Origin of the sequence: Planococcus sp. 1R117A (genome assembly GCF_051417975.1) — a bacterium.
GTDB classification, from domain to species: Bacteria; Bacillota; Bacilli; order Bacillales_A; family Planococcaceae; genus Planococcus; species Planococcus shenhongbingii.
In genome coordinates this window covers 406744-432507 of record NZ_JBPRLO010000002.1, presented here as the reverse complement: position 1 = coordinate 432507, position 25764 = coordinate 406744, and the positions used below count along the sequence as shown (strand labels likewise).

At 44.1% G+C, this 25764-nt stretch carries 22 protein-coding genes; 16 read left to right on the top strand and 6 right to left on the bottom strand.

All coding sequences use genetic code 11. The annotated features are described in order from the left end of the window. The first annotated feature begins 46 nt into the window (after positions 1 to 46). The 4 genes from parE (at position 47) to ACSFXN_RS07550 (ending at position 5861) form a co-directional block, all read left to right on the top strand. Complete coding sequence (gene parE / locus ACSFXN_RS07565; RefSeq protein WP_437149561.1) at positions 47 to 2017, top strand: DNA topoisomerase IV subunit B; 1971 nt, start codon at positions 47 to 49, stop codon at positions 2015 to 2017. Continuing rightward, a complete protein-coding gene (parC, locus tag ACSFXN_RS07560; RefSeq protein ID WP_437149560.1) occupies positions 2014 to 4443 on the top strand; it encodes a DNA topoisomerase IV subunit A in 2430 nt (809 codons plus the stop codon). The genes parE and parC overlap by 4 nt, the downstream gene beginning before the upstream one ends. A gap of 499 nt (positions 4444 to 4942) precedes the next feature. Further along, the gene (locus ACSFXN_RS07555) at positions 4943 to 5494 is read left to right on the top strand and encodes a hypothetical protein (protein ID WP_437149559.1); all 552 of its coding nucleotides are present in this window, start codon (positions 4943 to 4945) and stop codon (positions 5492 to 5494) included. 103 nt (positions 5495 to 5597) lie between these two features. Beyond that, on the top strand, positions 5598 to 5861 hold the full coding sequence (locus ACSFXN_RS07550) for a hypothetical protein (RefSeq protein ID WP_437149558.1): 264 nt from the start codon (positions 5598 to 5600) through the stop codon (positions 5859 to 5861). 119 nt (positions 5862 to 5980) lie between these two features. On the opposite strand, the gene ACSFXN_RS07545 is transcribed toward ACSFXN_RS07550, so the two are convergent. After that, a complete protein-coding gene (locus ACSFXN_RS07545; protein WP_437149557.1) occupies positions 5981 to 7279 on the bottom strand; it encodes an NAD(P)-binding domain-containing protein in 1299 nt (432 codons plus the stop codon). A 59-nt stretch (positions 7280 to 7338) separates the two neighbouring features. After that, positions 7339 to 7656, bottom strand: a complete 318-nt coding sequence (locus ACSFXN_RS07540) for an ArsR/SmtB family transcription factor (RefSeq protein WP_437149556.1) — start codon at positions 7654 to 7656, stop codon at positions 7339 to 7341. Positions 7657 to 7815: 159 nt separating this feature from the next. On the opposite strand from ACSFXN_RS07540, the gene ACSFXN_RS07535 reads away from it, so the two are divergent. Next, positions 7816 to 8523 (top strand): class I SAM-dependent methyltransferase, encoded by a 708-nt coding sequence (locus ACSFXN_RS07535; RefSeq protein ID WP_437149555.1) that lies wholly within the window; start codon positions 7816 to 7818, stop codon positions 8521 to 8523. Between the two features lie 166 nt (positions 8524 to 8689). Here ACSFXN_RS07535 and ACSFXN_RS07530 read toward each other — a convergent pair whose 3' ends face one another. After that, positions 8690 to 9349, bottom strand: coding sequence for an O-methyltransferase (locus tag ACSFXN_RS07530; RefSeq protein ID WP_437149554.1), 660 nt, complete (start codon positions 9347 to 9349; stop codon positions 8690 to 8692). Between the two features lie 480 nt (positions 9350 to 9829). Between ACSFXN_RS07530 and ACSFXN_RS07525 the strand changes: the two genes are divergently transcribed. Together ACSFXN_RS07525 and dpaL are read left to right on the top strand one after the other, a co-directional pair. Then, positions 9830 to 10537 (top strand): SDR family oxidoreductase, encoded by a 708-nt coding sequence (locus ACSFXN_RS07525; RefSeq protein WP_437149553.1) that lies wholly within the window; start codon positions 9830 to 9832, stop codon positions 10535 to 10537. Positions 10538 to 10670: 133 nt separating this feature from the next. Further along, positions 10671 to 11909: a diaminopropionate ammonia-lyase gene (gene dpaL, locus ACSFXN_RS07520; RefSeq protein ID WP_437149552.1), complete on the top strand. Its 1239-nt coding sequence runs from the start codon at positions 10671 to 10673 to the stop codon at positions 11907 to 11909. Positions 11910 to 12159: 250 nt separating this feature from the next. On the opposite strand, the gene ACSFXN_RS07515 is transcribed toward dpaL, so the two are convergent. After that, positions 12160 to 12750, bottom strand: a complete 591-nt coding sequence (locus tag ACSFXN_RS07515; RefSeq protein ID WP_437149551.1) for a TetR/AcrR family transcriptional regulator — start codon at positions 12748 to 12750, stop codon at positions 12160 to 12162. A gap of 196 nt (positions 12751 to 12946) precedes the next feature. Between ACSFXN_RS07515 and ACSFXN_RS07510 the strand changes: the two genes are divergently transcribed. The 3 genes from ACSFXN_RS07510 to ACSFXN_RS07500 all read left to right on the top strand — a co-directional run bounded on the left by ACSFXN_RS07510 (position 12947) and on the right by ACSFXN_RS07500 (position 14975). After that, positions 12947 to 13858, top strand: a complete 912-nt coding sequence (locus ACSFXN_RS07510) for a DsbA family protein (RefSeq protein ID WP_300993368.1) — start codon at positions 12947 to 12949, stop codon at positions 13856 to 13858. Between the two features lie 16 nt (positions 13859 to 13874). Continuing rightward, on the top strand, positions 13875 to 14180 hold the full coding sequence (locus ACSFXN_RS07505; protein WP_437149550.1) for a monooxygenase: 306 nt from the start codon (positions 13875 to 13877) through the stop codon (positions 14178 to 14180). Between the two features lie 513 nt (positions 14181 to 14693). After that, a complete protein-coding gene (locus ACSFXN_RS07500) occupies positions 14694 to 14975 on the top strand; it encodes a hypothetical protein (protein WP_437149549.1) in 282 nt (93 codons plus the stop codon). 349 nt (positions 14976 to 15324) lie between these two features. Here ACSFXN_RS07500 and ACSFXN_RS07495 read toward each other — a convergent pair whose 3' ends face one another. Next, positions 15325 to 17082 (bottom strand): CocE/NonD family hydrolase, encoded by a 1758-nt coding sequence (locus ACSFXN_RS07495; RefSeq protein ID WP_437149548.1) that lies wholly within the window; start codon positions 17080 to 17082, stop codon positions 15325 to 15327. A gap of 779 nt (positions 17083 to 17861) precedes the next feature. Here ACSFXN_RS07495 and ACSFXN_RS07490 point away from each other — a divergent pair. From ACSFXN_RS07490 to ACSFXN_RS07470, 5 genes are all read left to right on the top strand, one after another. Beyond that, entirely contained in the window at positions 17862 to 18182 is a 321-nt protein-coding gene (locus ACSFXN_RS07490; protein WP_437149547.1) for a hypothetical protein, read from the top strand. 196 nt (positions 18183 to 18378) lie between these two features. Next, a complete protein-coding gene (locus tag ACSFXN_RS07485) occupies positions 18379 to 19887 on the top strand; it encodes a DUF1846 domain-containing protein (protein WP_437149546.1) in 1509 nt (502 codons plus the stop codon). 1026 nt (positions 19888 to 20913) lie between these two features. Continuing rightward, positions 20914 to 21471, top strand: a complete 558-nt coding sequence (locus tag ACSFXN_RS07480) for a helix-turn-helix domain-containing protein (protein WP_437149545.1) — start codon at positions 20914 to 20916, stop codon at positions 21469 to 21471. 48 nt (positions 21472 to 21519) lie between these two features. Then, positions 21520 to 22230 (top strand): NAD(P)H-dependent oxidoreductase, encoded by a 711-nt coding sequence (locus ACSFXN_RS07475; protein WP_437149544.1) that lies wholly within the window; start codon positions 21520 to 21522, stop codon positions 22228 to 22230. A 79-nt stretch (positions 22231 to 22309) separates the two neighbouring features. Then, complete coding sequence (locus tag ACSFXN_RS07470) at positions 22310 to 23215, top strand: DMT family transporter (protein WP_437149543.1); 906 nt, start codon at positions 22310 to 22312, stop codon at positions 23213 to 23215. A 240-nt stretch (positions 23216 to 23455) separates the two neighbouring features. On the opposite strand, the gene ACSFXN_RS07465 is transcribed toward ACSFXN_RS07470, so the two are convergent. Then, positions 23456 to 24136, bottom strand: a complete 681-nt coding sequence (locus ACSFXN_RS07465; protein ID WP_437149542.1) for an NAD(P)H-dependent oxidoreductase — start codon at positions 24134 to 24136, stop codon at positions 23456 to 23458. A gap of 294 nt (positions 24137 to 24430) precedes the next feature. Between ACSFXN_RS07465 and ACSFXN_RS07460 the strand changes: the two genes are divergently transcribed. Continuing rightward, complete coding sequence (locus tag ACSFXN_RS07460; protein WP_437149541.1) at positions 24431 to 25015, top strand: TetR/AcrR family transcriptional regulator; 585 nt, start codon at positions 24431 to 24433, stop codon at positions 25013 to 25015. The last annotated feature ends 749 nt before the right edge of the window (positions 25016 to 25764 follow it).

Here is a 25764-nt window from a genome sequence, read left to right as displayed (position 1 = left end):
TAAAAGAAGAAGAAAGTACGAACAGATGTTTGTTGGAGGGAACTTAATGGCTAAAACAAAAAGCACGGCATACAACGAAGAAGCGATCCAAGTACTCGAAGGCCTAGATGCCGTTAGAAAACGCCCGGGTATGTATATTGGCTCAACAGATACCAGAGGGCTTCACCACTTGGTGTATGAAATTGTCGATAACTCCGTCGATGAAGCGCTCGCCGGATTCGGGGACCGGATTACGGTCACAATCCATGAAAACAACAGCATAAGCGTGCGGGATTACGGCCGCGGCATGCCTACAGGAATGCACCGCAGCGGCAAACCGACGCCTGAAGTCATCTTGACGGTGCTTCATGCCGGCGGCAAGTTCGGCCAAGGCGGCTACAAGACCAGCGGCGGGCTTCACGGAGTCGGCGCTTCTGTGGTCAACGCCTTGTCGAAATTCCTGGAAGTGACCATTTTCCGCGACGGCAAAAAGTACCGCCAGCGCTTTGAAAATGGCGGCAAGCCGGTTACGACACTGGAAGAAATCGGCTCGACAAAAGAAAGCGGCACCATCATCCAGTTCCTGCCGGATGAGACGATTTTCTCGACCACCAAATACAATTACGAGACGCTCAGCGAACGGTTGCGGGAGTCCGCATTCCTGTTAAAAGGCTTGAAAATCGAATTGATCGACAAACGGACCGATACGGAAGAAACGTTCTTTTTTGAAACGGGCATTGAAGCGTTTGCCGCTTATTTGAACGAAGAAAAAGATGTCTTGCATCCGGTGGCCTATATCGAAGGCCAGCAAGACGAAATGGAAGTGGAATTCGCGTTCCAATTCAATGACGGCTATTCCGAGACGATTTTGTCGTTCGTCAATAACGTCCGCACCCGTGACGGCGGGACGCATGAAACCGGCGCAAAAGCTGCCATGACGCGCGTCTTCAACGATTACGCACGAAAAATCAATTTATTGAAAGACAAAGACAAAAACCTGGAAGGCTCTGATATCCGCGAAGGATTGGCTGCGATCATCTCGGTCCGGATTCCGGAAGGGCTGTTGCAGTTTGAAGGCCAGACGAAAAGCAAGCTGGGCACCAGTGAAGCGAGAAGCATCGTCGATTCGATCGTTTCCCAGCAATTGATGTACTTTATGGAAGAAAATGCGGACCTCAGCGCATCGCTTGTCCGCAAAGCGATCCGCGCGTCCCAGGCACGCTTGGCCGCCCGGAAAGCCCGGGAAGATGCACGGAATGGCAAGAAACGCAAAAAATCCGACGTCTTGTTGTCCGGCAAATTGACGCCCGCACAGTCCCGGAACGCTTCGAAAAACGAATTGTACCTGGTCGAGGGAGACTCAGCCGGCGGTTCGGCGAAGCAAGGCCGCGACCGGACATTCCAGGCGATTTTGCCGCTCCGCGGGAAAGTCGTCAATACCGAAAAAGCGAAGCTGGAAGACATCATGAAAAATGAGGAAATCTCGACAATCATCCACGCAATCGGCGGCGGCGTCTCGTCTGATTTTTCCATTGACGACATTGCCTATAACAAAATCATCATCATGACCGATGCTGATACGGACGGCGCGCATATTCAAGTGCTGCTGCTGACGTTCTTTTACCGTTACATGAAACCGCTGATCGAAGGCGGCAAAGTGTTTATCGCCCTTCCGCCGCTGTATAAAGTGTCAAAAGGCGTTGGCAAGAAAGAAGTCATCGACTATGCCTGGACCGAAGCAGACCTGGAAGCATCGACGAAAAAAGTCGGCAAAGGCTATATTTTGCAGCGCTATAAAGGACTCGGGGAAATGAACGCCGATCAGCTATGGGAAACGACCATGAATCCGGAAACCCGCACGTTGATCCGCGTGACGATAGAAGACGGCGCCCGCGCTGAACGCCGAATCACGACATTGATGGGCGATAAAGTGGAACCGCGCCGCAAATGGATTGAAAACAACGTCGACTTCGGAATGGAAGAAGACGGCAATATTTTAGACAATGATTTGATTCATGCTGAGGAGGAAGTTGTATGACACAAACCGAACGTTTTCAAGATCTGCCCTTAGAAGAAGTCATCGGCGATCGGTTTGGGCGTTACAGTAAGTACATCATCCAGGACCGGGCCCTTCCGGACGCGCGCGACGGGCTGAAGCCCGTTCAGCGCCGGATTTTGTACGCAATGTATAAAGAAGGCAATACGAACGACAAAGCGTTCCGGAAATCGGCCAAAACCGTCGGTAACGTTATCGGCAACTATCACCCGCACGGGGACAGTTCCGTCTATGAAGCGATGGTGCGGTTGAGCCAGGACTGGAAAATCCGCCATATGCTGGTGGAAATGCACGGCAATAACGGATCGATGGACGGTGACTCGCCGGCTGCAATGCGATATACGGAAGCGCGCTTGTCCGCGATTTCCGGAGAATTGCTGCGCGACATCGACAAACGGACAGTGGAATTCATTCCAAACTTTGACGATTCCGATATGGAGCCGACGGTACTGCCAGCGGGATTCCCGAATTTATTGGTCAACGGCTCTACCGGGATTTCTGCCGGTTATGCGACGGATATTCCGCCGCACGCTTTGCATGAAGTGCTCGACGCGGTACTGATGCGCATGGATAAGCCGGAAGCGACAGTGGACGAATTGATGACGGTCATCAAAGGTCCGGATTTTCCGACGGGCGGCATCATCCAAGGCGTCGACGGCATCAAAAAAGCCTACGAAACCGGCAAAGGGAAAATTGTGGTCCGCTCCAAAGCTGCAGTGGAGCCGCTCAAAGGCGGAAAAGAGCAAATCGTCATCACGGAAATTCCGTTTGAAGTCAATAAAGCGACGATGATCAAGAAAATCGACGACCACCGTTTTGACCGCAAATTGGAAGGCATCTCGGAAGTGCGCGATGAATCAGACAGAACCGGTCTGCGCATTGTCATTGAACTGAAAAAAGATGTGGACGCCAACGGCATTTTAAATTATTTATTCAAAAACACGGATCTTCAAGTGAGCTATAACTTTAATATGGTCGCGATCTACAAACGCCGTCCAACCATGATGACGCTGCCATCTCTGCTCGATGCCTACATCACCCACCGCAAGGAAATCATCACGAAGCGGTCGGAGTATGATTTGCAAAAAGCCAATGACCGCATGCACATTGTGGATGGCTTGATGAAAGCTCTGTCGATCCTCGATGAAGTGATCAAAACCATCCGGGCGTCTAAAGACAAACGGGATGCGAAAAACAACTTGATCACCGCTTTCGCTTTTTCGGAAGCACAAGCAGAAGCGATTGTTTCTTTGCAATTATATCGATTGACGAATACCGACATCACCGATTTGAGAAATGAAGCGGCGACCTTGAAAAAATTGATCGACGAATTGACCGGCATTTTAACCAGTGCCACCAAACTGAAAAATGTCATCAAGAAAGAGCTGGCTGCCGTACGCAAACAATTTGCCGAGCCGCGCCGTTCTGCCATCGAGGAAAAAATCCAGGAAATCACCATTACCCGTGAAGTCATGATTCCGAGCGAGGAAGTCGTAGTCACGGTTACTAAAGAAGGTTATGTGAAACGCACCAGCACGCGGTCGCATGCAGCATCAAATGGCCAGGACTTTGCGATGAAAGATACGGATCATTTGCTGTTTGAAGGAAACTTGAATACCCAGAACACGATTCTGATGTTCACGACGAACGGGAACTTCGTGTATCAGCCCGTTAACGAATTGCCGGACATCAAATGGAAAGACCTGGGCCAGCATTTGTCGAGCATCGTGCAGCTGGAACCGAACGAGTCGATTTTGGCCGTTTATCCATTTGAGAATTTCGATGCGGATGCCAGCATTTTGACAGTTTCCAAACACGGTCTGGTGAAACGGTCCGCCTTGAAGGATTATCATATACAGCGCTACTCGAAGACCATCAAGACCATGAATTTGAAAAATGGCGATTCGCTGATTTTTGCAGGGCTCGTGACCAAAGAAACCGAATTGTTCATTGCCACCAACCAAGCACACGCAGTGCGCTTCCCGATGGAAGAAGTGCCGATTACCGGTTTGCGTACAGCGGGCGTTAAAGGCGTGAATTTGAAAGACGGGGACTTTGCCGTCTCGGCCATCATGATTGATTTGGAAGAAAAGCAGGATCTGATTTTGGTGACGCAGCGCGGAGCCGCCAAGAAAATGAAGCTGCAGGAATTCGAAACAGGCAGCCGGGCAAAACGCGGCGTTGTGATGCTGCGCGAATTAAAAGCAAATCCTCACCGTGTAGTGGCGGTTGTCAGTACGACAGGCAGAGAAGAAGAAATACTGATTGAAACGGCAAAAGGCGTTCGGTTGACGCTAGCTGTCAACACCCTGAAACCGGTTGACCGTTATTCGAACGGATCATTCGTTCTCGATGAAGGAACGGATGGCACACCGGTCACCGTTTACCGATTAGAGAAAAAAGAATAATAAAGACGAAGGCGTCTCCTGAAAAGGAGGAACCCGGACTGCAGACAAACTCGAAAAAATCGAGCGGTCTGCAGTCTTTTTTATTGGGTGAAAATTGAACAGCCGTTTTAGAACGCTCTTGCAAGAAGCGGGAGAGGCCGCTGGAACTGCTGGAGTTGAAAGAGGGAAGCTATGCCACACTTCGGGATTTGCCGCTGTACAATGCGCTTTCTGAAAGGGAGGGGTTTTTTGATTCCAGCGTATACTAAAAAGACATAAGTATCTGCTTATGAGATAAATAAATAAATTATGTAAACTAAATTTCACTCCATTAAAAAATCCGCCACAGGAGCTTTTGACATTACATAAGTATTCACTTATGTAATAAATATTTTTATTATGTAAACTAAAGAGGAGTTTAGCCTTTTGTTATAATGGATTCAACAAGTTGCGATTGACGGCAACAAACTGCAGTCAACCCAGCAAGGACTATGTTCAACAACCGATAGGAGCGGATAAAATGGAAGAACAAATTCAACGATATTTTGATGGATTGGAATCGCCTGATAAGGAAATTCAATACGAATCATACACCAGCATAATGGCGATTACCGAAAAAGAAGTCGACTGGTCCTATGAAATTTGGGACGGATTATTGAAAGGCCTGACTGATCCAAACAATCATACAAGATCACGGGCGGCCCAATTTCTTTCGCAATTAGCCATCAGTGATCCGGAGAACAGGATATTGGAAGACTTTCCGGCGCTGTGGGAAGTGACGAAAGATTCTAAGTTCGTCACAGCGAGGCATACGCTGCAAGCCGTTTGGCGAGTGGGGTTAGCCGGGGATGAACAGCAGGGGCTGGTTGTGGACCATTTGGCTGACCGCTTTAAAAATTGCACAGCCGAAAAAAACCATACGCTGATCCGCTTTGATATTATTCAAGGCCTGAGAAAGTTGTTTGATGAAACGAAGGAAATGAAAATCAAGCAAATCGCGCTGGACTTGATCGGGCTGGAAGAAGACAGCAAATATCAAAAGAAATATAAGGCTGTCTGGAAAAACGTATAAAGAGTTAACTGTTTTTGAAACTTTCATCACATCTTGCCGTATTACCAGGCAACAGCTAGTTAGCTTTATCAAAAGGTTTGAACGGTGAAAGGGAGGGTGTGGCATGAGAAGATCGACATTGCTCGGCTTTTTAATGGTTTTGATTGCCTTTGGTGTATATTTTCGTGTGATCGACCCGATGCTGGAATCCAATAGATGGCTGGCATTTCTTCTTTTCATGCTGATCTCGGCTGCTGTCAGTTCATTGAATAAAGCTATCGAGGGACGGTTCGAATTTCTGGATAAGCGGCTTGATCCACAAATAAGTGTCTGGCTCGTAGCCGGCTTATTGATTTTTCTTCCGTTGCTGATCGTTTCACTGGGGTAATAATATGGGGAGCATGCCATGACATTCAGATGAATAAACAAAAAACGCTTTTCCAAATGGAATCGCGTTTTTTTATGTTTTGTCGAATTAGGAAATTGAGGCGCCTGATAAACTTCAACTCAGCCGCAACACGCTGACTCGGACCCGACAGGCGTAAGAACCTGCACCGGAATCGGGCGGCTTGAGCAGACGCCGGTCTCCGGCAGCTTCAATTCCACCCGTTTTGCGGCTTCCGTATCGCCGCTTAAATGCGCGGCAACCGAGCGGACTTGTTCGTAGCCGGTCGCCATCAAGAATGTCGGAGCGCGGCCATAGCTTTTCACGCCGACGATGTAGAAATCTTTTTCCGGCTGACGCAGTTCCTGTTCGCCGTGCGGCCGGACGGTTCCGCAGCTATGGACATTCGGGTCGATCAGCGCAGCAAGAGCCGGCACGCTTTCAAGTGCCGGATCGAAACTGTAGCGGATTTCACGAAGGAAAGAGAAATCCGGTTTGGAGCCAGTGTTCGCAATGATTTCATCAAATGGGCCGAGTTCCACGAAGCTGCCGTTTTGATTGGTGATCAACGTGATGGTGCCGTCCTCATTCGACTCCAAAGAAGCGATTGTTGTAGCCGTCCGGGTATTGATGGCTCCGCTTGCCATGACGCTGCCCACGCGGCTGCCAAGCGCTCCGCGTTCCGGCAGCTGGTCGTCGCTTCCACCGCCGAGTGCACTTGCAGCATTTGGGCGGCGGAGAATCCAGGAAATCGCGGTAGCTGGAGCATCGTTTTTAAGCGCCACCAAGTCGAGAATAGAATTTAAAGCCGAATGCCCGCTTCCCACAACGGCAATGCGTTTGTGTTCAAAACGCTGGCGGTCGGCACCGAGAATATCCGGAATGCCGTAATGGATATGCGGGTTGGCGATTTCAGGCATGCCGCCTGAAACGAGCGGATTCGGCTGCTGCCAAGTGCCGGTCGCATCGATCACTGCTCTCGCTTGGATAGTGCGGCGCGTGCCGTCTTCCTGTACCACCAGTTCAAATGGGCGCTCGTCGCGTCCTTCCGTTTTGACTTTATCGAGGCCTTTGCGGCTGATGTGGAGCACTTGGCAGTTCAAGTGGATAAACGGCTTGAGCTCCGGCAATTGGCCAAGCGGCTGCAAGTACTGCTCTGCAATATCCCGCCCATAAGGCAACCGGTCGGGATCAGGTATCGGAACGCCATGTTTTTCCAACAATTCTTTTGCCGTTTCATCGATATTGTATTGCCAAGCCGAAAACAAGCGGACATGGCCGTAATCCAGGAAGTTGGTGCCGAGCTGCGCTCCTGATTCAAGCAATAGAAACGATTGCCCCCGTTTCACCAACTGGGCAGCAGCGGCCAGCCCAACCGGACCTCCGCCGATAATAGCGACTGGTAATTGTGTGGTTTCCATAACACTCACTCCTTCATCAAATTTATTTGATTTATTACCTTAAAGAAAAGCCATCCCGGTTAACAAGATGGATGGATGACGCGGCAAATTTCGTTTGACAAGAGCCGGTCCATTTCCTGGCTGTTCAAAGAGTAATAACTCCACGTTCCGCGGGTTTCCTTATGCAGCAGTTCCGCATTCAGCAAAATCTTCAAGTGGTAGGAAAGTTTTGATTGCGGGATGTCCATTTCTTCGACCAAGTCACAGACGCAGACAGAACCTCTCCGGCAAATCAGATTGAGCAGCTCCAGCCGTTTCGGATCCGCCAATGCCTTGAATTTCTGTGCGTAGAGATCAAAGTCCTGAGTGGAAGCGATCTGTTCAATGCCAGAACCCATACCTATCCCTGCTTTCTATTAATCAAATTTATTTGATTTAATCATATACCAGTAAAAATAAAAAAGCAATCGTTTTCAGAAAATTGAACCAACACATTGAATCACCGGAAAAGAAAGGATAAGGTAAGAAGAAACCATTCAAAACCCAGGAGGCGGAATATGAAAGACAAAGTCAGAGAAGTGTATAACCAGCTGGCCGGTTATTATGCCAATGAAGCGGACCAAACGGGTCTATACAACAGCGAATACGAGCGGCCGGCAATGATGGCGCAATTGCCAATGGATATGAAGGGCTTCAGCGTTTTGGATGCCGGCTGCGCTGCCGGCTGGTATACCGAGCAATTGGTAAAACGCGGCGCGAAAGTCACCGCTATTGATCTGAGCCCGGAAATGGTCCATGCGGCCAAGAAACGGATGGGGGCCAAGGCGGACGTGTTATGCGCAGACCTGGCAGCGGCTTTGCCGTTTGAAGACGGTTCTTTAGATTGGGTGGTCAGTTCGTTGACGCTTCATTACCTGGAGGACTGGAGCAAAACGTTTCAGGAATTCAAACGGATCCTGAAGCCGGGAGGCCGGCTGCTGTTTTCGGTCCATCATCCGTTTACGGATATCGAATTGCTGGCGGAAGCCGATTATTTTTCAACCGAACTGCTCACCGATCACTGGGAGAAATCGGGGAAGTCTTATGAAGTTCTCTTTTACCGCCGGCCGCTTAACTATGTTCTGAATCAAACACTGGAACACTTTGCAATCCAGGAAATCATCGAACCGAAGCCGACGCTAAAATTCAAAGAACGGGCCCCTGAAAGTTACGGACGGCTAATGAAGAAACCGAATTTCTTGATCATCCAAGCAGCTGTGAAATGATGTGAGAAGGCCTCCGGACAGTATTTCTTGGATAGCGGACAGTATTTAGTGGTTACCGGACAGTATTTGAGGATCAACGGACAGTATTTCACTTTTTTGCCTGGTTTAAATTAAAAAGGCGTTCACCAAGAGGCAACATCTCTTAGTGAACGCCTTAAATACCAGCTTATTTCACAATTCCGATCGCAAATCCGTCATAACCTTTGCTGCCGACCGTCTGCATAACCGTGCCGTCAATCAGCGTGTCATCAGACATCAAGTCCATGAAGTCGCGCATCGCTTTGCCGTTTGGATCTTCCGGATCCAGAACGCGGCCGCCGCGGACGACATTATCGGCAATGATGACTGTGCCAGGCCGGGAATACTCCAAAGCCCATTTAAAGTAATGAGGATAGCTCGGTTTGTCGGCATCGATGAAAATCAAATCGAAATGCGTCCAGCCTTTTGATTTGAGCATCGGCAAAGTGTCGATAGCCGCACCTTCAATCACTTCGATTTTACCGGACAATCCGGCGTTTTCGATATTTTCTCGCGCCACAATAGCATGGGCATTTTTGTATTCAAGCGTCACCAGGCGTCCGTCATCAGGAAGTGCGCGTCCCATCCAGATGCTGCTATAGCCGCCAAGTGTACCGATTTCCAGGACATTTTTGGCGTTAGCCAGTTTTACCATCAGTTTCAAAAACTTGCCTTGATTCGGTGACACATCGATTCCCGGCAAGCCGGCGTCAAAGTTGTTTTGGTGCACCGCTTCCATCACAGGGTCTGTGTTGTGGAGCTTCTCAGCGAAATAATCATCTACATCGTTCCAAATTTCTTCTTTCATATAGGCCTCCTGATTTTTAGACTTAACCACTCCAAAACGGAAAGTAGCTGAACGGCTGTCTGTTTTTTTGCCTCCTATCATAAATCAAGCAGTATGAGGATAAAAGAAAGAGCTGCTGCAAAACAAATCCGATACAGCTACTATGTCATCAACTATATATTAATTTTTCTGATAATAAAACAGCACTGGCTCAGCTCCAAAAATTATGGTGATGCAACAGCTGGTTCTAACAATTGAGCGGATAGAGAAGAAGGCGGGTTGAAGTTTGTTTCTCTCGCCTCATTTTTTGTGGTCTTTTTCTGTTTACGGGATGGTGGTTTTAAAATAGTTTATAAATGTGGCCGCCCATCTAACCTAAGGTATTCCTGGGTTTATAAAAGCTTGTTTGGAGGAATAAAGAAAAAACAATCAATCGGATGTTGGCAGCTCCGGAACAGTAGATAAGAAACCCACGGAATAAACAGCGGGAGGAGAGAGCAAATGTCACACAGTAAACAAGTCGCTCTTGTCACAGGCGCGAATCGGGGAATCGGCTATGAGCTGGTGAAACAATTGGCGGTGAACGGCTTCAAAGTCATTTTGACCAGCCGGGATGCTGAAAAAGGCCAGAAAGCCGCTCAAATACTTCAGGAGTCAAAACTGGATGTTTCATTCGCGGTAATGGATGTCGAAGACAAGGAAAGCATACGCCAAGCGGCGAATGCGATAAATGAGCAATATGGCAGATTGGATGTATTAATCAACAATGCGGGCGTGTATTTGGATGAGCATGAAAAGTTGTTGACCATGGACCCTGGCATTCTGGAAAAAACGATGGCGACGAACTTTTTCGGGGCATACTATGTGATGCATTCTTTTCTTCCGCTGATGGAAAAGCAGGGCTATGGGAGAATCATCAATATTTCTTCGGGCTATGGAGAACTGCGAGAAATGGCTGTTCCGGGAGTAGGCGCCTACAAACTCTCCAAACTTGCTTTAAACGGGTTGACGCAATTGGCCGCTGCAGAAATCAAAGGAGACATCAAGGTAAATGCAGCCTGTCCAGGATGGGTAAGTACAGATATGGGTGGACCTTCGGCTCCGAGAACCCCAAAGCAGGCAGCCGCGTCCATCCATTGGCTAGCGACGATCGGCTCGGATGGTCCCAATGGGGGGTTCTTTCGAAATGGCAGACAAATCGATTGGTAACCAACAAGTAGGTGGCATATTTTAAAAGGGCTGCTTGCCAGCTGGAGCCCATGCAGTGCTTGGCGTAGGCTGCGGTCTAGCAAGTAACCATCAGATGGACGGCAGAAATCTCCAATAAAATAGGAGGAGAAAAATGATGAATGCTACAGATAATGAAGGGGAGATTCAATATCTAGCGAATAAAAGCAGGCGAAAATCTAACGATGAAAATGCGAGTGCAGGCTTTATGAACAGGAAGGCCGTTGAACAGGCCAGGAATTTCCATAAGAGCTTTCCCGAGTATAAAGTAACGCCCCTTCACAGTTTGACCGGCTTGTCCAAGCATTTAAAGGTCCGCAACATCTGGGTAAAAGATGAATCTCACCGTTTTGGCCTTAACGCTTTTAAAGTGCTGGGCGGTTCCTATGCGCTTGGCAAATACCTGGCAGAAAAATTGAACGCCGATATTTCAGAAGTATCTTTTCAAAAACTAAGAAGCCACGAAGTGAAGGAGCGGCTTGGAGCCCTCACTTTTGTAACAGCGACTGATGGCAATCACGGAAGAGGCATCGCTTGGGCCGCAAGCCAGCTCGGGCAAAAATCAGTTGTCTGCATGCCGAAAGGATCTTCGCCAATAAGATTGGACAATATACGGAAAGAAGGCGCGGAAGCCTTCATAACCGAGTTGAATTATGACGACACCGTTAAGCTGGCCAACCGGATGGCTGAAGAAAATGGCTGGGTGTTGGTGCAGGACACGGCTTGGGATGGCTATGAGGAAATTCCGATTTGGATCATGCAAGGGTATGGAACAATCATGGATGAAGCGTTGGAACAGATGGCTGAAACCGGCGTTGACCGGCCGACGCATGTGTTTTTGCAAGCAGGCGTCGGTTCTTTCGCCGGCAGCATGCTCGGCTGCCTGGTGGAAAAGTATGGCGATGAACGGCCGGTTACAGTGATTATCGAACCGGAAAAAGCAGCTTGCTTATACAAATCGATAAGGATTGGAGATGGAAAACCGCATGCAGTGACCGGAGCTTTGGATACAATCATGGCCGGATTGGCTTGCGGTGAACCCAGTATAGCTTCATGGGGCATTTTAAAAGATTTTGCGGAGATCTTTGTTTCGTGTCCTGATTATGTGGCAGCACGGGGCATGCGGATTCTCGCAAACCCAATAAGCTCTGACCCTCGCATTATCTCAGGCGAATCCGGCGCAGTCGGGATGGGATTGCTTAGTCAACTGGCTGAAAATGAAAACCTTAGTAGAATGAAAAAAGAATTGAATTTAAACCAGGATTCTAAAGTTCTGATCATCAGCACAGAAGGTGACACGGATCCGGGCCATTATAGGAAAGTGGTCTGGGACGGTGCCTATCCGACTGTGTAGTAGTCGGACGAATAAATAATCGTATCCTTCCATTAGAAGTTTTCCTTCATCATTTTAGAACAGTTTGATTGTGGTTATTACAAGCGCAAATCGGATAACTGGTCTTTTCGCCCAATGAAAAACACCTTTCGCTGACATCTTGGCATTACCATGCCTGATTCACAGCGAAAAGTGTTTTATTTAGTCTGGTTTTCAGGATGATACCCATTAGACGGTTAGAAGAAATGCAGATCTATGAAGTGGCTACTAATTAATTCTCAACACCCAGCTGTTCATTCGTGAGTCGGGCATCGATGCCGGACAGGATAAAAGGAATCGCGGATTTGATGAATTCTTCCGGCGCAACGTTCTTTGAATTTCTTTTCCATTCCACCGAAGCGCCGTAAATTCCCCAGCTCAACATCACCGCCGCCACTTTAAGCGCTTGCTCGTCTTCAGTCGGCCGCTGTTTCACCAGCATCTTATAGAAAATATTTTCCAGCTGCTCCCGGATGATCCGGGCAATCGTATCTTCGTAGCCTCTATGGCAGCGGGTGGATAAGGACAATTGGAAATTGGTGATGGCTTTGAAAACGTGGACCAGTGCTTCTGTATTCAAGGCGTTGTTCTGGTAATACTCAGCACCCAAATTGACGGACCATACTTCCAATAAAGCCTTCTCCAGTAAATCGTAGATATCTTCAAAATGATAATAGAAAGTCGCACGGTTAATCATCGCCTTGGAGGTAATATCCTTTACGGTGATGTCTTTGAATTCCCTTTCTCCTGAGAGGTCAATGAACGAATCCATGATGACTCTGCGCGTGCGCAAAACCCGTGGATCTGTTTTTGATTGCGTCATGTTTTCTTCACCTACTTTTCATACAGTTTCTCATATGTGTTGCATAAGCGACAAATCTGCCTATCTATTGGTATGGGTTAAATCCATTATGGCTTAAGATGGATTTGTAAGGCAAATAAAACAGAGCCTCTTAGAAAATACGATCTTTATTTAAAAAAATAGAAATGAGGGAAAAGAATTGAAAAACAATAACAACATGATGTGTGATTTAGAAACAGGTGTATGCGGAGTGGCTGGAGAAGAAGAAATGGAGATCATTGATTTGAATCAGCCAAAAAAATCGATTACCTTGTATTATGTAACGGATCCGATCTGTTCGCATTGCTGGGCCATCGAACCGGTGCTTCGCCGTTTCACCGAGCAATACGGCGACCATTTCAAGTTCCAAACGGTAATGGGCGGATTGCTGGAAAAATGGCATGACGGACCGATTGACCCGGCAAATGGAATCTACAAGCCAGCCGACGTTGCGGGCCATTGGAGAGAAGTCGGGGAACACTCAAGAATGCCGATTGACGGGTCTTTGATGATTGATAACCCCGTCCAGTCATCGTATCCGCCTTCCCGCGTGTTCAAAGTGATCCAGGAAAAACATGATGAGGCAAAAGCCAACGAGTACCTGCGCCGTGCACGAGAAGCCCTTTTCGCTTTCAATCAAAACATTTCAGATCAAGCGGTCATGATTGACATCGTCAACAAGATGGGGCTTGACGGAGAAGCCATTATAGCGGAAGCGGAGCAGCCACGCGGCCAACAATTATTAAATGAAGATTTCAGCCTGGCGAGAAGCATAGGTGCCAGAGGTTTCCCGACGATTATCATGGTCAACGAAGAAAACAAAGGCGTGAAACTTGTCGGAGGCCGTCCTTTTGAATCTTATGTCGATGGCTTGAAACAGGTCCTGAACCAGGAAGAACTGCAAGCCAAGCAGCAGCCGTCGCTTTCGCGCTTGCTTGAAAAAGAAGAACTGCTGTTTTCCAAAGAAATTGAAGTCATGTACGATGTGGACCCAACCGGCATCAATGCTTTTATTGAAAAAGAACTTTCACCAGGCCGCTATGAAGCGAAGGAAATCCTGGGAGAATCTTATTTTACAACGGTCAAATAACGAGGAGGAAAAGAACATGGCCTTTATCGCACAAGTGGATTTCAAAATGGATGGACCTTCCGGAGATGAAATGGCAGTTGGGTTTTCCGATTTAGCGAAAAGCATCAACGAAGAAGAAGGCTTCATCTGGAAAATCTGGACAGAAAGCCCCGAAACAAAGGAAGCCGGAGGAATCTACCTTTTCGAAACAAAAGAAGCGGCGGAAAAATACGTGGAAATGCATACGAAGAGACTCTCCGGTTTTGGCATAACGGATGTAAACGCCAAAATCTTTGCGGTGAACTCGTCACTTACTGAGATCAATAGCGGTCCAGTGAAATAATAGCGAATGTAAAATATCTTTTGTAAATAAGCAATAAGAAACACGGATGATATAAACTGAAATCTATGTACTGACAGAAGTTACATGAAAGCAGGATTGCCAGTAAGCAAAAAGAGAAAGCGGCGGAATTTAAGAACTCATTTGTTCGTAAAAGTACAAGTGAAATAGCGAACGTTCGTAAAGTGTTTTAGGACCTTTACGAACGTTTTTATTTTGGGCTTTTATATGGTTTTGGCGTGTTCGTTAAGGTGTACTTTTACGAACGCTTGAGAAGGAGTAATTCAATTCAATAAAGTTAATAAGTTTAAATAAATATCAGAATACTTAAAAAGATAAGCGGAACCAAATGTATTTATTTGGTATATTAATAACGAGAGTTATTGTGAAATCTATTAGACAAAATTCCTGCTTTTAAAAAATTTTATAAGCTAGATCATAAAACAGAACTATTGGTCAGTAAATTTTCTCGGAATATAAGAACATTTGTAGAAATTATAAGAAGAGGAGGATATTATGAAAAGATTATCTTTGGTGTTATTAATTTTCATTTTTATAGTAATTTTTTTCGTTATGCAAAATAATATCGAACTTGCTATGAATGTGACTGGAATAATAGGACTCGCAGGCATCTTAATCGGGGGCTTTTTGAAAACAGGTTTCATTAGCTCTAATGCTCCTGCTATCGGAAATTTGGCTATTATAAAATTAGATGAAACACTCAACTTATCAAATACTGTCTTACTGATAGCTTTGCCTAATTTTCTCGGGTCCGTCTTATTGTATTTTTTAATATAGACTCTATATTTCATGGTTAACTAGTTTACATATCATACTGTTATCGGAAGCTACTAAAATCCAGAGGGAGAAAGGAGGGTGATTCACGCACTTCTTTTCTCCCTTTTGACTGTAAAATTGTACTTTTGCAAACGCGTTGAAAGGAATAGTGGAATTTATAAAAAAGGAAGGCCAACAGCTGAATTTCCAGCCCTTAGTCTTCCTTTCAATGCCGATTATTCTAATCAAAATTAGTGGGTTATTTTCTTTTATCCAACTTTCTTGGAATGTGAAACAATAAAACTTATACAAGAGAAGAACTTCTCCCTATATTGGACTCTCTGCCCTTCCACTTCTAACCCCCTAATAGCTAATTGCGATTGATAATAGGAAGAACAAGTCGACTAGGGTGAGAACTTCCATGATAAATAGAGTTAACGGCTGTCACCATCTGATCTTCCATATCCATCGCTATAACATCACCAGTATTTGTGTTTCGATCATATCTTGGAAAGTTGCTGCTAGAGACTTCGAGCATAATACGGTGACCTGGAAGAAATACATTAGAAGTTGCTCCTAAATCCAATGTCAGCTCATAAATTTCATCTGGTTCTAGCAATTCTGGTTCAGACAGGGATTTTCGATAACGAGCACGCAGAATACCTTCCGTAAGAATGATTGATCGTCCGTCTGGAAAAACATCTACAAGTTTACCCGTAAAGTCAGTATCTAGTGCTGAAGATGATGCATAAAGATTAAGCGATACATGCCCAGTAACTTCGATCGATTTTTCCAGAACCGGAGTAGAATAGAAAAGCACATCCTCGCGTGCTTTGAGTGGACTTTGGTCAACTGGCCCTGTGGAATTTGCTTGAACCGGCATCAGCGTCCGACCACCGAGCGTTGGGACCGGGTCGAGCGGGTCATAAGTATACGTATCCTTTTGTTCAGCTTGTGGAGAATCACTCCTCAGTATACCGTCTCCTTCTGAAGTATTCGCCTGTCCAGAGCTGGCAAGAAAATAATCAGTATATTGAGTGTCCGGTAACGGCCAATCTTGTTCATCTCTCCATTGATCGATGCCCATCACGAAAATCCGGACTGGAGCCATTCCTTCCAAAGCTTCCTTTTCTCCTCGTAACCAACGATCAAAGAATTTACGATGCAAGGTTGTAGTGTCTACAGCTTGAATGCTTGCTGCAATACCAAACTGTCTATCAGGATAAATTCCCTGATACGATCCATGATCCCAAGGGCCAATAATAAGAAGCTGTTCTTTACGAGCAGCCTCACTACCATCTCTCTGTTTCATTGCCGTATAACTTGCAAGCGTGGCATTCACTAAAATATCGTACCAGCCACCAATGTTTAGAGCAGGTACTTTCACTTCTTCAATCTTGTCTATCGTAGCCATACCTGTCCAGTATTCGTCATGAGATGGATGTTCAAGCCATTCTGACCACAAAGGTGAATGTTTTTTCAATTGTTCTTGCTCATTAAGAGGCATCTTGGATAGATGTGGCGTGGGATCATCCATTATATCGGTTAGCTCTTGAAGGTCTCCATAGATTTCACTTATAAGATTCGGATCCTTCAAAGTAGTTAACTTACGCATCGCGCCGCTAAGTCCCATTGACGTTATCCAAAAGAATGAAGTATGAAGGGAAAATGCACCCCCATCCGAGTACCAAGGAGCTTTATAATAATCAGAACTAGTCACAGACGGTGCTATTGCTTTAAGGTTATTCCCTCCGTTAGTCACACTAGCCCATTGCACAAAGCCTAAATAAGACGGTCCATAAGTACCGATATTACCGTCGCACCACGGTTGGTTCGAAAGCCAATCCAGCGTGTCTACACCATCTTCTGGTTCATTGGCCATGTCTACATAATCACCTTCAGAATTGAATGAACCCCGGCAATCTTGATATACAATTGCGTATCCGGCTTCCAAAAGTTCCAATAGATTAGGAATTGTACCGTCTGATGGAAGATTATTCATTCCATACGGATTTCGAACCAGTAAAGTTGGAGCAGGTTTATCACCTTCAGGCCGCCAAATGTTGGTGGCCAACTTGATACCATCCCTCATTGGCACCTTAATATCTGTTTCATAAATATACCTCATATAAAATCCCCCTCTATTTTTCAAATGAACCAGTACGTGAAAAAGATTACCCGAAAATTCAACTATTCTAATGACATTTGAAGTTACCAATTCTAATCCGGCTCAGATCAATAAAGAGTGAAACAAGGGCCTGTTAAATTGTTGCATGTTTCTATATTTAATCTTATTTACATCCCTCCTTTTATTTGTAAATACTATCTTTCAATCTAGAGATTTTACTAACTATAACTAAAAAACCGGTTCCATTAGACTGAAAAATCAGATAAAATCTATTTATGAACAGAATACCCTTCGCAAAAGTTTATGTCAATTTCATTTTATGACTATTCAGAAAACTAAATCCTCTATTTTAGTTTTAGACTTTGCCTTCTCTGAAGTGATAAAATTGATCCGTTATTTTTGTTACACACACAAAATTACATTCATAGCTATATGAATGTTAAACCGGGATAAATGGAAAAGGTTGCGTAAATAAAGTGAATAACATACAGAGAAGTTTACATATGACGGCTTATCAGAAGTAGCAGTAATTCTAATAGCAAAATATAAAAAGGGGGAGAGCAGTGCTGATCGGCACTGCTTTTTCTCTTTTGTCTATATACGTGTGCTTTTGCGAACGCTTTATGCTAATGCAATAAGATCTAATGAAGACTCCTCATTAACTGTGATACAATCATCAAAATATTAAATTTTGAATATTTAGTTTTAATAAGTTTAGCAAATACTCTCCGGAATAGTTTCGGCATAACTCGAAAGAAGATGTGTGGTCCACGAGGCAGATGTATGACCATATTATTCTAGTGGCGCAAGAGTATCTTGATCGTGTGGAAATTTGTGCTGTATCAACTGAAGGACAGTTTTTGGGTAAAACTCCAGCTGGTGTGCAGTTATTCAAAGACGGTGGATTCCCGCCAATTAAAATCAGGCTTCCAAATGAAATGAACGCTCCTCCTAACAATTCAGATAGTAAAGAAGATCTGAAGATAGGAATGGAAGAAATGATTGATAGGTTGGAGCATTGGGAATTGAAATTATCTTTAATGAATCCAGATTATAAAGTTAAACATGGCGGATTCGGATGGCTGAATGATTTTGGTTGAATGCATTCACGATATGGCCACTGCATTTATTAGAATAACCCAATCATTGAAATGATTGGGCCAGGTTTCCTTTGTCTTTTTTTTTCAAAGCTTTATAATGATAAAAGATGCATTTTAGTTAGTCTTTTCTTTTAAGGCGTTTTTATCTATCGCTTTAAGAGAAAGCTTGAAGTATAGAAGGCGGGACGGAAAATAAATGAAGAAAATTGGATTTGATTTGGAGAAATATTTACAAGAACAATCTGCCTACATCCTAGATCGGGTACAGCAGTATGATAAACTTTATTTGGAATTTGGCGGAAAATTGATAGGCGACAAACACGCTAAGCGTGTCTTGCCTGGATTTGATGAAGATGCCAAAATCAAACTATTGCATACGCTGAAAGAAAATGCGGAAATCATCATCTGTGTGTACGCTGGAGACATCGAACGGAACAAAGTCCGTGAAGATTACGGCATCACTTATGACCAAGATGTCTTGCGCTTAATCGATGAATATCGGGCATATGGCATTTCTGTCAACAGTGTCTTGATCACTCGTTATCAAGGACAACCAACAGCCAAAGTATTTATGACAAAGCTTGAGAGAAGCGGAATTAGCGTCTGTACCCACAGTGAAATCAAAGGTTACCCTACAAATGTGGACGCGGTCCTTGGGGAAGAGGGATTTGCGACGAATCCTTATATTAAAACGACAAAGCCAATTGTGGTAGTAACGGCACCCGGTCCGGCCAGTGGAAAGCTTGCCACCTGCCTTAACCAAATGTACCATGAGAATAAACTGGGGAATAAAGTCGGCTATGCCAAGTTTGAAACTTTTCCGGTTTGGAACTTGCCGTTAAAGCACCCGGTAAACATCGCTTATGAAGCGGCTACCGTCGATTTGAAAGACGTAAATATGATTGACAATTATCATTATGAAGCATACGGGGAAGTAGCGATCAATTACAATCGTGATATTGAGACGTTTCCTGTCATCAAACGGATTATTGAAAGGATTACCGGTAAAGAGTCTGTTTACAGCTCACCGACTGATATGGGTGTTAATCGTCTGAAATCGGGCATCACCGACGATATGGTCGTGCAGGAAGCCGCAAAGCAGGAAATCATTCGGCGCAGTTTCGTCGTAGAGAACGACTATAAAAAAGGGCTTGCTGATGAAGATAGTGTACGCCACATGCAAGTGATTCTGGAAGAGACTGACTTAAAGAAAGAGGATCGAGCACCTGTATTGCCAGCCCGTAATTATGCGAAAGCAATCCAAGAGCAAATTGGCAGCACGAATTTACAAGCCGTAATTGCGATAGAACTGCCAAATGGTGAGATGATCACCGGTCGAACGACAACTTTGATGGATGCTTCGGCAGCCTCGATTCTGAATGGCTTGAAGAAATTGACCAATATTGCCGATGAAATTGATTTGTTGTCACCGATGATTCTGCAGACGATTCAACAGTTGAAAACCGATGATTTGAACAGCCGAGTCCCAACATTAAGCGCCAATGAAGTGCTGATTGCTCTGGCAATCAGTGCGGTCACCAACCCTACTTCTGAGCTGGCTTATAAGCAACTGCCAAATTTAAGAGATACACAAGCGCATTCCACGGTTATATTGAATAGGGAAAACGAACAGACCTTTAAGAAGCTTGGAATCGACATCACCAATGATCCGGTATATCCGACTGAGAACCTGTATTACAATTAAGTTTTGAAAAACGCCTGCCTTTTTCTTCTTACATGGAAGCCTAAGGCAGATGTTTTTTCGTTTATAGAGTTTACCAAAAAGGAGTAGTCAACTAATGAGAAGACTACTCCTTTTTGATTAATGGATTAATTGCCGGAATATCTGTTGGAATCTATCAAGGACAAGTTTTAGCATGCTGGTGGTTAAGCACGGGAATGGCTTCCAAATTCCTTAACTTTGAGGAAGGAGCTGCGTTCCCTATTTTGTCAGGTAAGTAATGTACTTTATATTATTGTGCTGAGTATACTTTCCCTACCGTATTAGATATTAAAAGAATTAACTTCAAAGAATAAAATCAGGAGTGATATTTTATCGTTGAGTGGTGTAAATTAACATTCTGTGAGTTCCTTTTTTGTAAGTATAATCGTTATTTTTACAAGAAATGTTATGTCTCCTTTAAAAACTTCAAATTGCTGCTGAAAAAGATACTCAATTCCATCACTTTCCCAGACGCTCTCGCTTTTCCTGCAGAACTCGCTGCAAACTTTGGGGATGGTCGCTTCTCTCCGGGATACGGAAGGACTAACCGAAACAGCTATTCTGGAATCTGCAAGTGCGCCTGTGAAAAATCTACTGTTTGAAACGGTCATCACCAACACCCGTAAAGAAGGGGCGAAACCAGTGGAGATGTATGAGTCTTTATTGGAAGAAATTTTAATCCGACTAAAACTACAGCCATAACAAAGCAGCCGTGGGACCAGTCCCGTGGCTGCTTTAGTAAATTAATCTACAAGAAGTCTTGGACATGCGGAATGGGAGAGAGAAAGGTTGGCTGGAAGTATGAGTGATCGAGGGATCCGTCAACGTCCCTGCAACCCGGCGAACGTTCGTAAAATGATTTGCAACGTTTACGAACGGTTTTTTCTACGAACACTCAACATACTGATTAGAGAAATGCCATCTAAGGATTAATCAAAACCCTTCGTCTGTTAAAACGTTTAAATGTATGTTATATTGTTTGTCAATAAAGTTAACAGGAGGCAAGCAATGGAAAATATTCAAGGGATTATTTCGAAAAACTTGGCCAATCTACGGAAACGAAGGAACCTTACACTCGATCAGGTTTCTGAAGCAACAGGGGTCAGTAAAGCCATGCTGGCCCAAATTGAGAAAGGGAAATCCAATCCGACGGTGGCGACTTTATGGAAAATCGCAAACGGCCTTCAAGTTTCCTTCACTTCCTTCATGACGGAAAGTGAACCTCAAGTCAACCAAATTAGTCTGGCTGATATTGAGCCCATCATGGACAATGAAGGCAATTATCGGGTTTATCCTTTTTTCCCTTTTCATCCGGATAAGAAATTCGAAATCTACATGACGGAACTGGAGCCAGGCTGTTTCCATCAGGCCAAAACCCATTTGGGGGAGGAATACATCATCATGAAAAATGGAGAATTGACCATGGATCTTCAAGGTCAGCGTTATACATTAAAAGCAGGGGATGCGCTTCAATTTTCCGGTACCGTTCCGCACAGCTATAAAAATGAAACAGCGGAACCGATCGGCTTTTTTATGCTGATGTTCTATCCTGAAAATGAAGTCTGAAAAGACGCGGGCTAAACATAAGTGATTTATACGTGAGGAGATGAAAAGATGAACGTACTGATTGTGTATGCCCATCCTGAACCGCAATCGTTCAATGGAGCGTTAAAGGACTTGGCAGTTTCAGAATTAACTAACTTGGGTCATCGCGTAATAGTATCGGATTTATATGACATGAATTTCAAGGCGGTCGCAGACAGCTGTGATTTTCAGCAGCGGCAGGACGAAAACTTTTTAAAGTATGCCGTTGAACAGAAACATGCGGTCAATACCAAAAGTTTTTCACGCGATATTGAAGATGAACAAGAAAAACTATTGTGGGCAGATTTTGTTATTTTTCAGTTTCCCATTTGGTGGTACTCCATGCCAGCCATCTTAAAAGGATGGTTTGACCGGGTGTATGCTTCTGGCTTTATCTACACCAGAGAAAACAGGTACGATTCGGGAGGCTTAAAAGGCAGGAAAGCCATGCTTTCTGTGACGACTGGAACGCCCAAAGGTGCGTACATGCCAAACGGGATGGATGGCGATATTCATGAAAAAATCCTCTACCATATCAATCATGGCATGCTCTACTTTTCGGGCATGCAGCCAGTCGAACCATTCATCTCATGGACACCGTCACATGACGCAGATGAACGGAAAATGTATTTGGAGGCGTACAAAAAGCGGCTTCATACTCTAGTTGAACAACCCATCATTTCTTATCACCCAAAAGCCCATTACGATGAGAATCATCAATTGAAGAAAGAATATCAATAAGCAATCGCTCTTCACTTTAGCGATAAAAGTATACTTTATTTTTATAGATTAGAAGAAGGCACAGTGAAGGAGGAGACGCATGAAGCCTTTCCAGGCAGATTTACTGATGTTACTGGTGACAATCGGATGGGGATCGTCTTATTTGTTTATGAAAATAGGAATTGATTCACTTGGGGAATTCAATGTAATAGCGCTTCGATTCGGATTGGCATTTGTTCTGGCGGCGGGCCTCTTTTTTCGGCGGTTCAGGAAAATTGATCGACTCACCTTAAAGTATGCGGCAATTCTAGGGTTTATTTTATTTATTGTTTTTGTGTTAATTACGTTTGGATTGAACACGACCACCACTTCCAACGCAGGTTTTTTGGTCAGCTTGACCGTGGTATTTGTTCCGCTGATTACTGCTTTCGTATTGCGAAAAAAAGTCGAATGGAAAGTCGTGTTGAGTGTGATTCTTGCCATTACAGGAATCGGCTTTCTGACGATTCAACTGCCTTTGGTGTTTAATAGGGGCGACTTATTCTGTATGGGGGCTGCGCTTTTCTATGCTGTGCATATTGTAGTGGTAAGTTCGGCAGCCAAGAAGGTGAATCCGTTAAATTTAGGGATTGCCCAGCTAGGCTTCACCGGCTTATATGGATTCCTCTTTTCACTTATTTTCGAAGTGCCTGCTTGGCCCAGTACCACAACTAGCTGGCTTGCGATTCTTGCCTTAAGCGTTTTTTGCAGTGCCATCGGATTTATCCTTCAAATCATCGCCCAAAAATACACGTCACCGACACGTACAGGACTGATGTTTTCGTTAGAGCCGGTTTTCGCAGCTTTATTTGGTTATGTATTTGCACAAGAAATATTACACGGCAAAGGCTATATCGGGGCAGCTCTTATTTTACTCAGTGTTGTCTTATCGAGCAGCCAAAAGAAGCGCAGTCAATCAAAGCGAACGAGTGATAGGCGAAACAGTGGACGGAATTTATCGCAATGATATAAAGCTCGTCAATTACTAATATAAATTAGTTTACATATCATGGCGTTCACGGAAATGGTTAATGCCCTCAGTCCATAAGAAAAGAACTATAGAATGATACCTACAGTTCTTAATGAATGTCCAAGGATCATCCAGTTTGGACCCAAACAGATAAGAAGCTTCAAGCTGTACAACAGTCCGAATGCGCATTAAAAAATGACAGCTGTTATGTTTAAAACTTTTTCCCGTCTGAAATCGTTACTTAATCCACTGCACAAGATCCTTCATGTCTTTTCTTCCTCGAGGGAATTGAGGCTCATCTGCTCGGTAGCCAAACGCAACCATAGTCGATACAGCCAAATGACCATCCTCCAGTAAGTTTTCTTCCTCAAGAAGCTGTTGTACCTTATCACGATAAAACCCTTCGATTGGGCAAGAGTCAATTCCGAGTAACGCTGCTACAGTCATCATATTGGCAAAGGGAATATAGGTTGACTTTCCAGCCCAATCCAACATGGTCCGCTCATTTACTAGTGTATTTTGTTGATTTTCCTGGAAGTCTTTATACGCGTCTTTAATTTGATCATACATTTCAGCAGGGTATCCTACAACGTTAAGCCATTGGTTTTTTAGATATTCTGAGTCGTACTTTGTATCCTTGATGGTTCTTGCCAGAATGATCACGAAATGGCTTGCAGTGGGAAGAGTGCCTTGTGCGCCAGGAGAAATTTCTTTTAGCTTTTCTCTGAATTCCGGATTTTGAATAATGAGGAATTTCCAAGGCTCATAGCCACCTGAGCTTGGTGAAAGTCGGGCTGCTTCTAAGATGACATCAAAGTCTTCCTCTGGGATTTTTTTTGTTGGATCAAAGGTTTTTATCGCACGTCTAAAATGAAACGCATCCAGAATTTCTTGTCCTTTTACTGCTGTTTGTGTCATGTTCAAACACTTCCTCTTAGTTGTATTTAGGCAAGCTAGCCTTTACTGGCCTTTCCATTAATAAGAAAAAATAGTGCGATGCTGTTTTTCTTATTTTTGAAGCGCTTGACCTATTCATCCAGTTGTCAAACAGTAAAAACGTAAAATATAACATCTTTCGCTTAAACAACAGATGTTGTACACTTGATACTATAGGAAAGTTCATTTAGTATCAATCGTCAGGTTTGGTGTTTTATCGCTTAAACAACAAACACGTTAAATTGTTGTCTATGTATAGGAAAGGGAGCGAGAAATATGGAAGCGTTGAAAGTAGATCCACGCATTACACGGACCAGAAAATTGTTAATGGATGCTTTTATGAAAATAATTAAAAAGAAGGAGTTCAAAGACATTACAATAAATGATATTGCGGAGGAAGCAACCGTTAATCGCGCCACTTTTTATTCTCATTTTCAAGATAAGTACGACGTGATGGATGCGGCCATCACAGAAGATATAGAAGAAAGGATTATTAAAAGCTTGAGTCAATACGATAGGTTGAATGAAGAGACCATTGTAAAGGTTTTTCTGACATTAACTAAGTTCCATACAGAAAGAAGCGAAGAATTAAGTTCACAATGCAGAAGGAGTTATGAATCCTTTTATTCAATCATTGAACAAAAAGTAAAAAAAGAACTGGAAGAATTAGTTTACTCTCTCCTTGTAAAGCAGCAGTCCAAGCTGGATTCAGAAGCCTCAAAAATTGGTGCCGCTGTGTTGAGTTGGGGAATTTACGGAGCATCTATAGATTGGCAACATAATAGTTCTCTTTCAGCAGAGCAATATATAAAAAAAGCCTTACCCTTTATCGTGACGGAACTAAATAATCTTAAAGGGTGATTATTGACCATGTATTTTTTCACCATATCCATTTATCTTATTTAGGGGGCCAGCCGCCAAACCGTGTTTTGTACGAGAAGCAAATTTCAACCTGAAAGTTCAATTTCCTGGACACTAAGGAATCGAAGTTTTAGATGGATTGGCAAACTATTCCCCTTTATATTTAAGTTCATTCATTAAAAATATTTGAATTAAGTACAATTTTTTTCAATCATAAAAGCAATAATCATCCTTTAGCCTCTTAGTAAAAAAAGACGTTCCTCCGTAATGGGGAAACGCTTCTGTCAAACAACATTATTCGCTGAACGAGCTTGTATGGGCCATACACACCAAGTTAACATATCATCAGAAGCTAGTAAAAGAACAAGAAGGTGCTTAACTAGATGCCATGCTAGGTCCGTACACCTGCAAAAAGGGCGTTCCTAACATTGAACACATTTATTTTGGAGTAACTCGAACTGAGGAAATTGAAAGACCCAGAGAAGAACTTGCAGGCCGTTTAAATTCTGGAAAAGTCAGTAGAAGATGCTGCGAAGTGGTTTATAAGACGTGTGGCTAAAATATATCCTGAAACAGTAAATAATGTCATTCAAACTTGGATGTTGAGATTTAAATGAATAACAAAGTAGAAGAGCGATCACTAGTGGTCGCTCTTTTATGGAGTTGTTTGAGAACCAGATTTTTTAGAACCATAAATAGATAATCATATGAAATGTATTAGGTCCTTTCTCCTTTAATTAACGCACCCA

Excerpts from the sequence above, each read along its gene's own strand:
- ACSFXN_RS07510 (WP_300993368.1), top strand. The coding sequence starts at position 12,947 with ATGATGTGTGATTTAGAAACAGGTGTATGCGGAGTGGCTGGAGAAGAA.
- ACSFXN_RS07515 (WP_437149551.1), bottom strand. The coding sequence starts at position 12,750 with ATGACGCAATCAAAAACAGATCCACGGGTTTTGCGCACGCGCAGAGTC.
- ACSFXN_RS07490 (WP_437149547.1), top strand. The coding sequence starts at position 17,862 with ATGTATGACCATATTATTCTAGTGGCGCAAGAGTATCTTGATCGTGTG.
- ACSFXN_RS07535 (WP_437149555.1), top strand. The coding sequence starts at position 7,816 with ATGAAAGACAAAGTCAGAGAAGTGTATAACCAGCTGGCCGGTTATTAT.
- ACSFXN_RS07485 (WP_437149546.1), top strand. The coding sequence starts at position 18,379 with ATGAAGAAAATTGGATTTGATTTGGAGAAATATTTACAAGAACAATCT.
- ACSFXN_RS07495 (WP_437149548.1), bottom strand. The coding sequence starts at position 17,082 with ATGAGGTATATTTATGAAACAGATATTAAGGTGCCAATGAGGGATGGT.
- ACSFXN_RS07460 (WP_437149541.1), top strand. The coding sequence starts at position 24,431 with ATGGAAGCGTTGAAAGTAGATCCACGCATTACACGGACCAGAAAATTG.
- ACSFXN_RS07555 (WP_437149559.1), top strand. The coding sequence starts at position 4,943 with ATGGAAGAACAAATTCAACGATATTTTGATGGATTGGAATCGCCTGAT.
- ACSFXN_RS07500 (WP_437149549.1), top strand. The coding sequence starts at position 14,694 with ATGAAAAGATTATCTTTGGTGTTATTAATTTTCATTTTTATAGTAATT.
- ACSFXN_RS07470 (WP_437149543.1), top strand. The coding sequence starts at position 22,310 with ATGAAGCCTTTCCAGGCAGATTTACTGATGTTACTGGTGACAATCGGA.
- ACSFXN_RS07465 (WP_437149542.1), bottom strand. The coding sequence starts at position 24,136 with ATGACACAAACAGCAGTAAAAGGACAAGAAATTCTGGATGCGTTTCAT.
- dpaL (WP_437149552.1), top strand. The coding sequence starts at position 10,671 with ATGATGAATGCTACAGATAATGAAGGGGAGATTCAATATCTAGCGAAT.
- ACSFXN_RS07505 (WP_437149550.1), top strand. The coding sequence starts at position 13,875 with ATGGCCTTTATCGCACAAGTGGATTTCAAAATGGATGGACCTTCCGGA.
- ACSFXN_RS07475 (WP_437149544.1), top strand. The coding sequence starts at position 21,520 with ATGAACGTACTGATTGTGTATGCCCATCCTGAACCGCAATCGTTCAAT.
- ACSFXN_RS07525 (WP_437149553.1), top strand. The coding sequence starts at position 9,830 with ATGTCACACAGTAAACAAGTCGCTCTTGTCACAGGCGCGAATCGGGGA.
- ACSFXN_RS07530 (WP_437149554.1), bottom strand. The coding sequence starts at position 9,349 with ATGAAAGAAGAAATTTGGAACGATGTAGATGATTATTTCGCTGAGAAG.
- ACSFXN_RS07540 (WP_437149556.1), bottom strand. The coding sequence starts at position 7,656 with ATGGGTTCTGGCATTGAACAGATCGCTTCCACTCAGGACTTTGATCTC.
- ACSFXN_RS07550 (WP_437149558.1), top strand. The coding sequence starts at position 5,598 with ATGAGAAGATCGACATTGCTCGGCTTTTTAATGGTTTTGATTGCCTTT.
- parC (WP_437149560.1), top strand. The coding sequence starts at position 2,014 with ATGACACAAACCGAACGTTTTCAAGATCTGCCCTTAGAAGAAGTCATC.
- parE (WP_437149561.1), top strand. The coding sequence starts at position 47 with ATGGCTAAAACAAAAAGCACGGCATACAACGAAGAAGCGATCCAAGTA.
- ACSFXN_RS07480 (WP_437149545.1), top strand. The coding sequence starts at position 20,914 with ATGGAAAATATTCAAGGGATTATTTCGAAAAACTTGGCCAATCTACGG.
- ACSFXN_RS07545 (WP_437149557.1), bottom strand. The coding sequence starts at position 7,279 with ATGGAAACCACACAATTACCAGTCGCTATTATCGGCGGAGGTCCGGTT.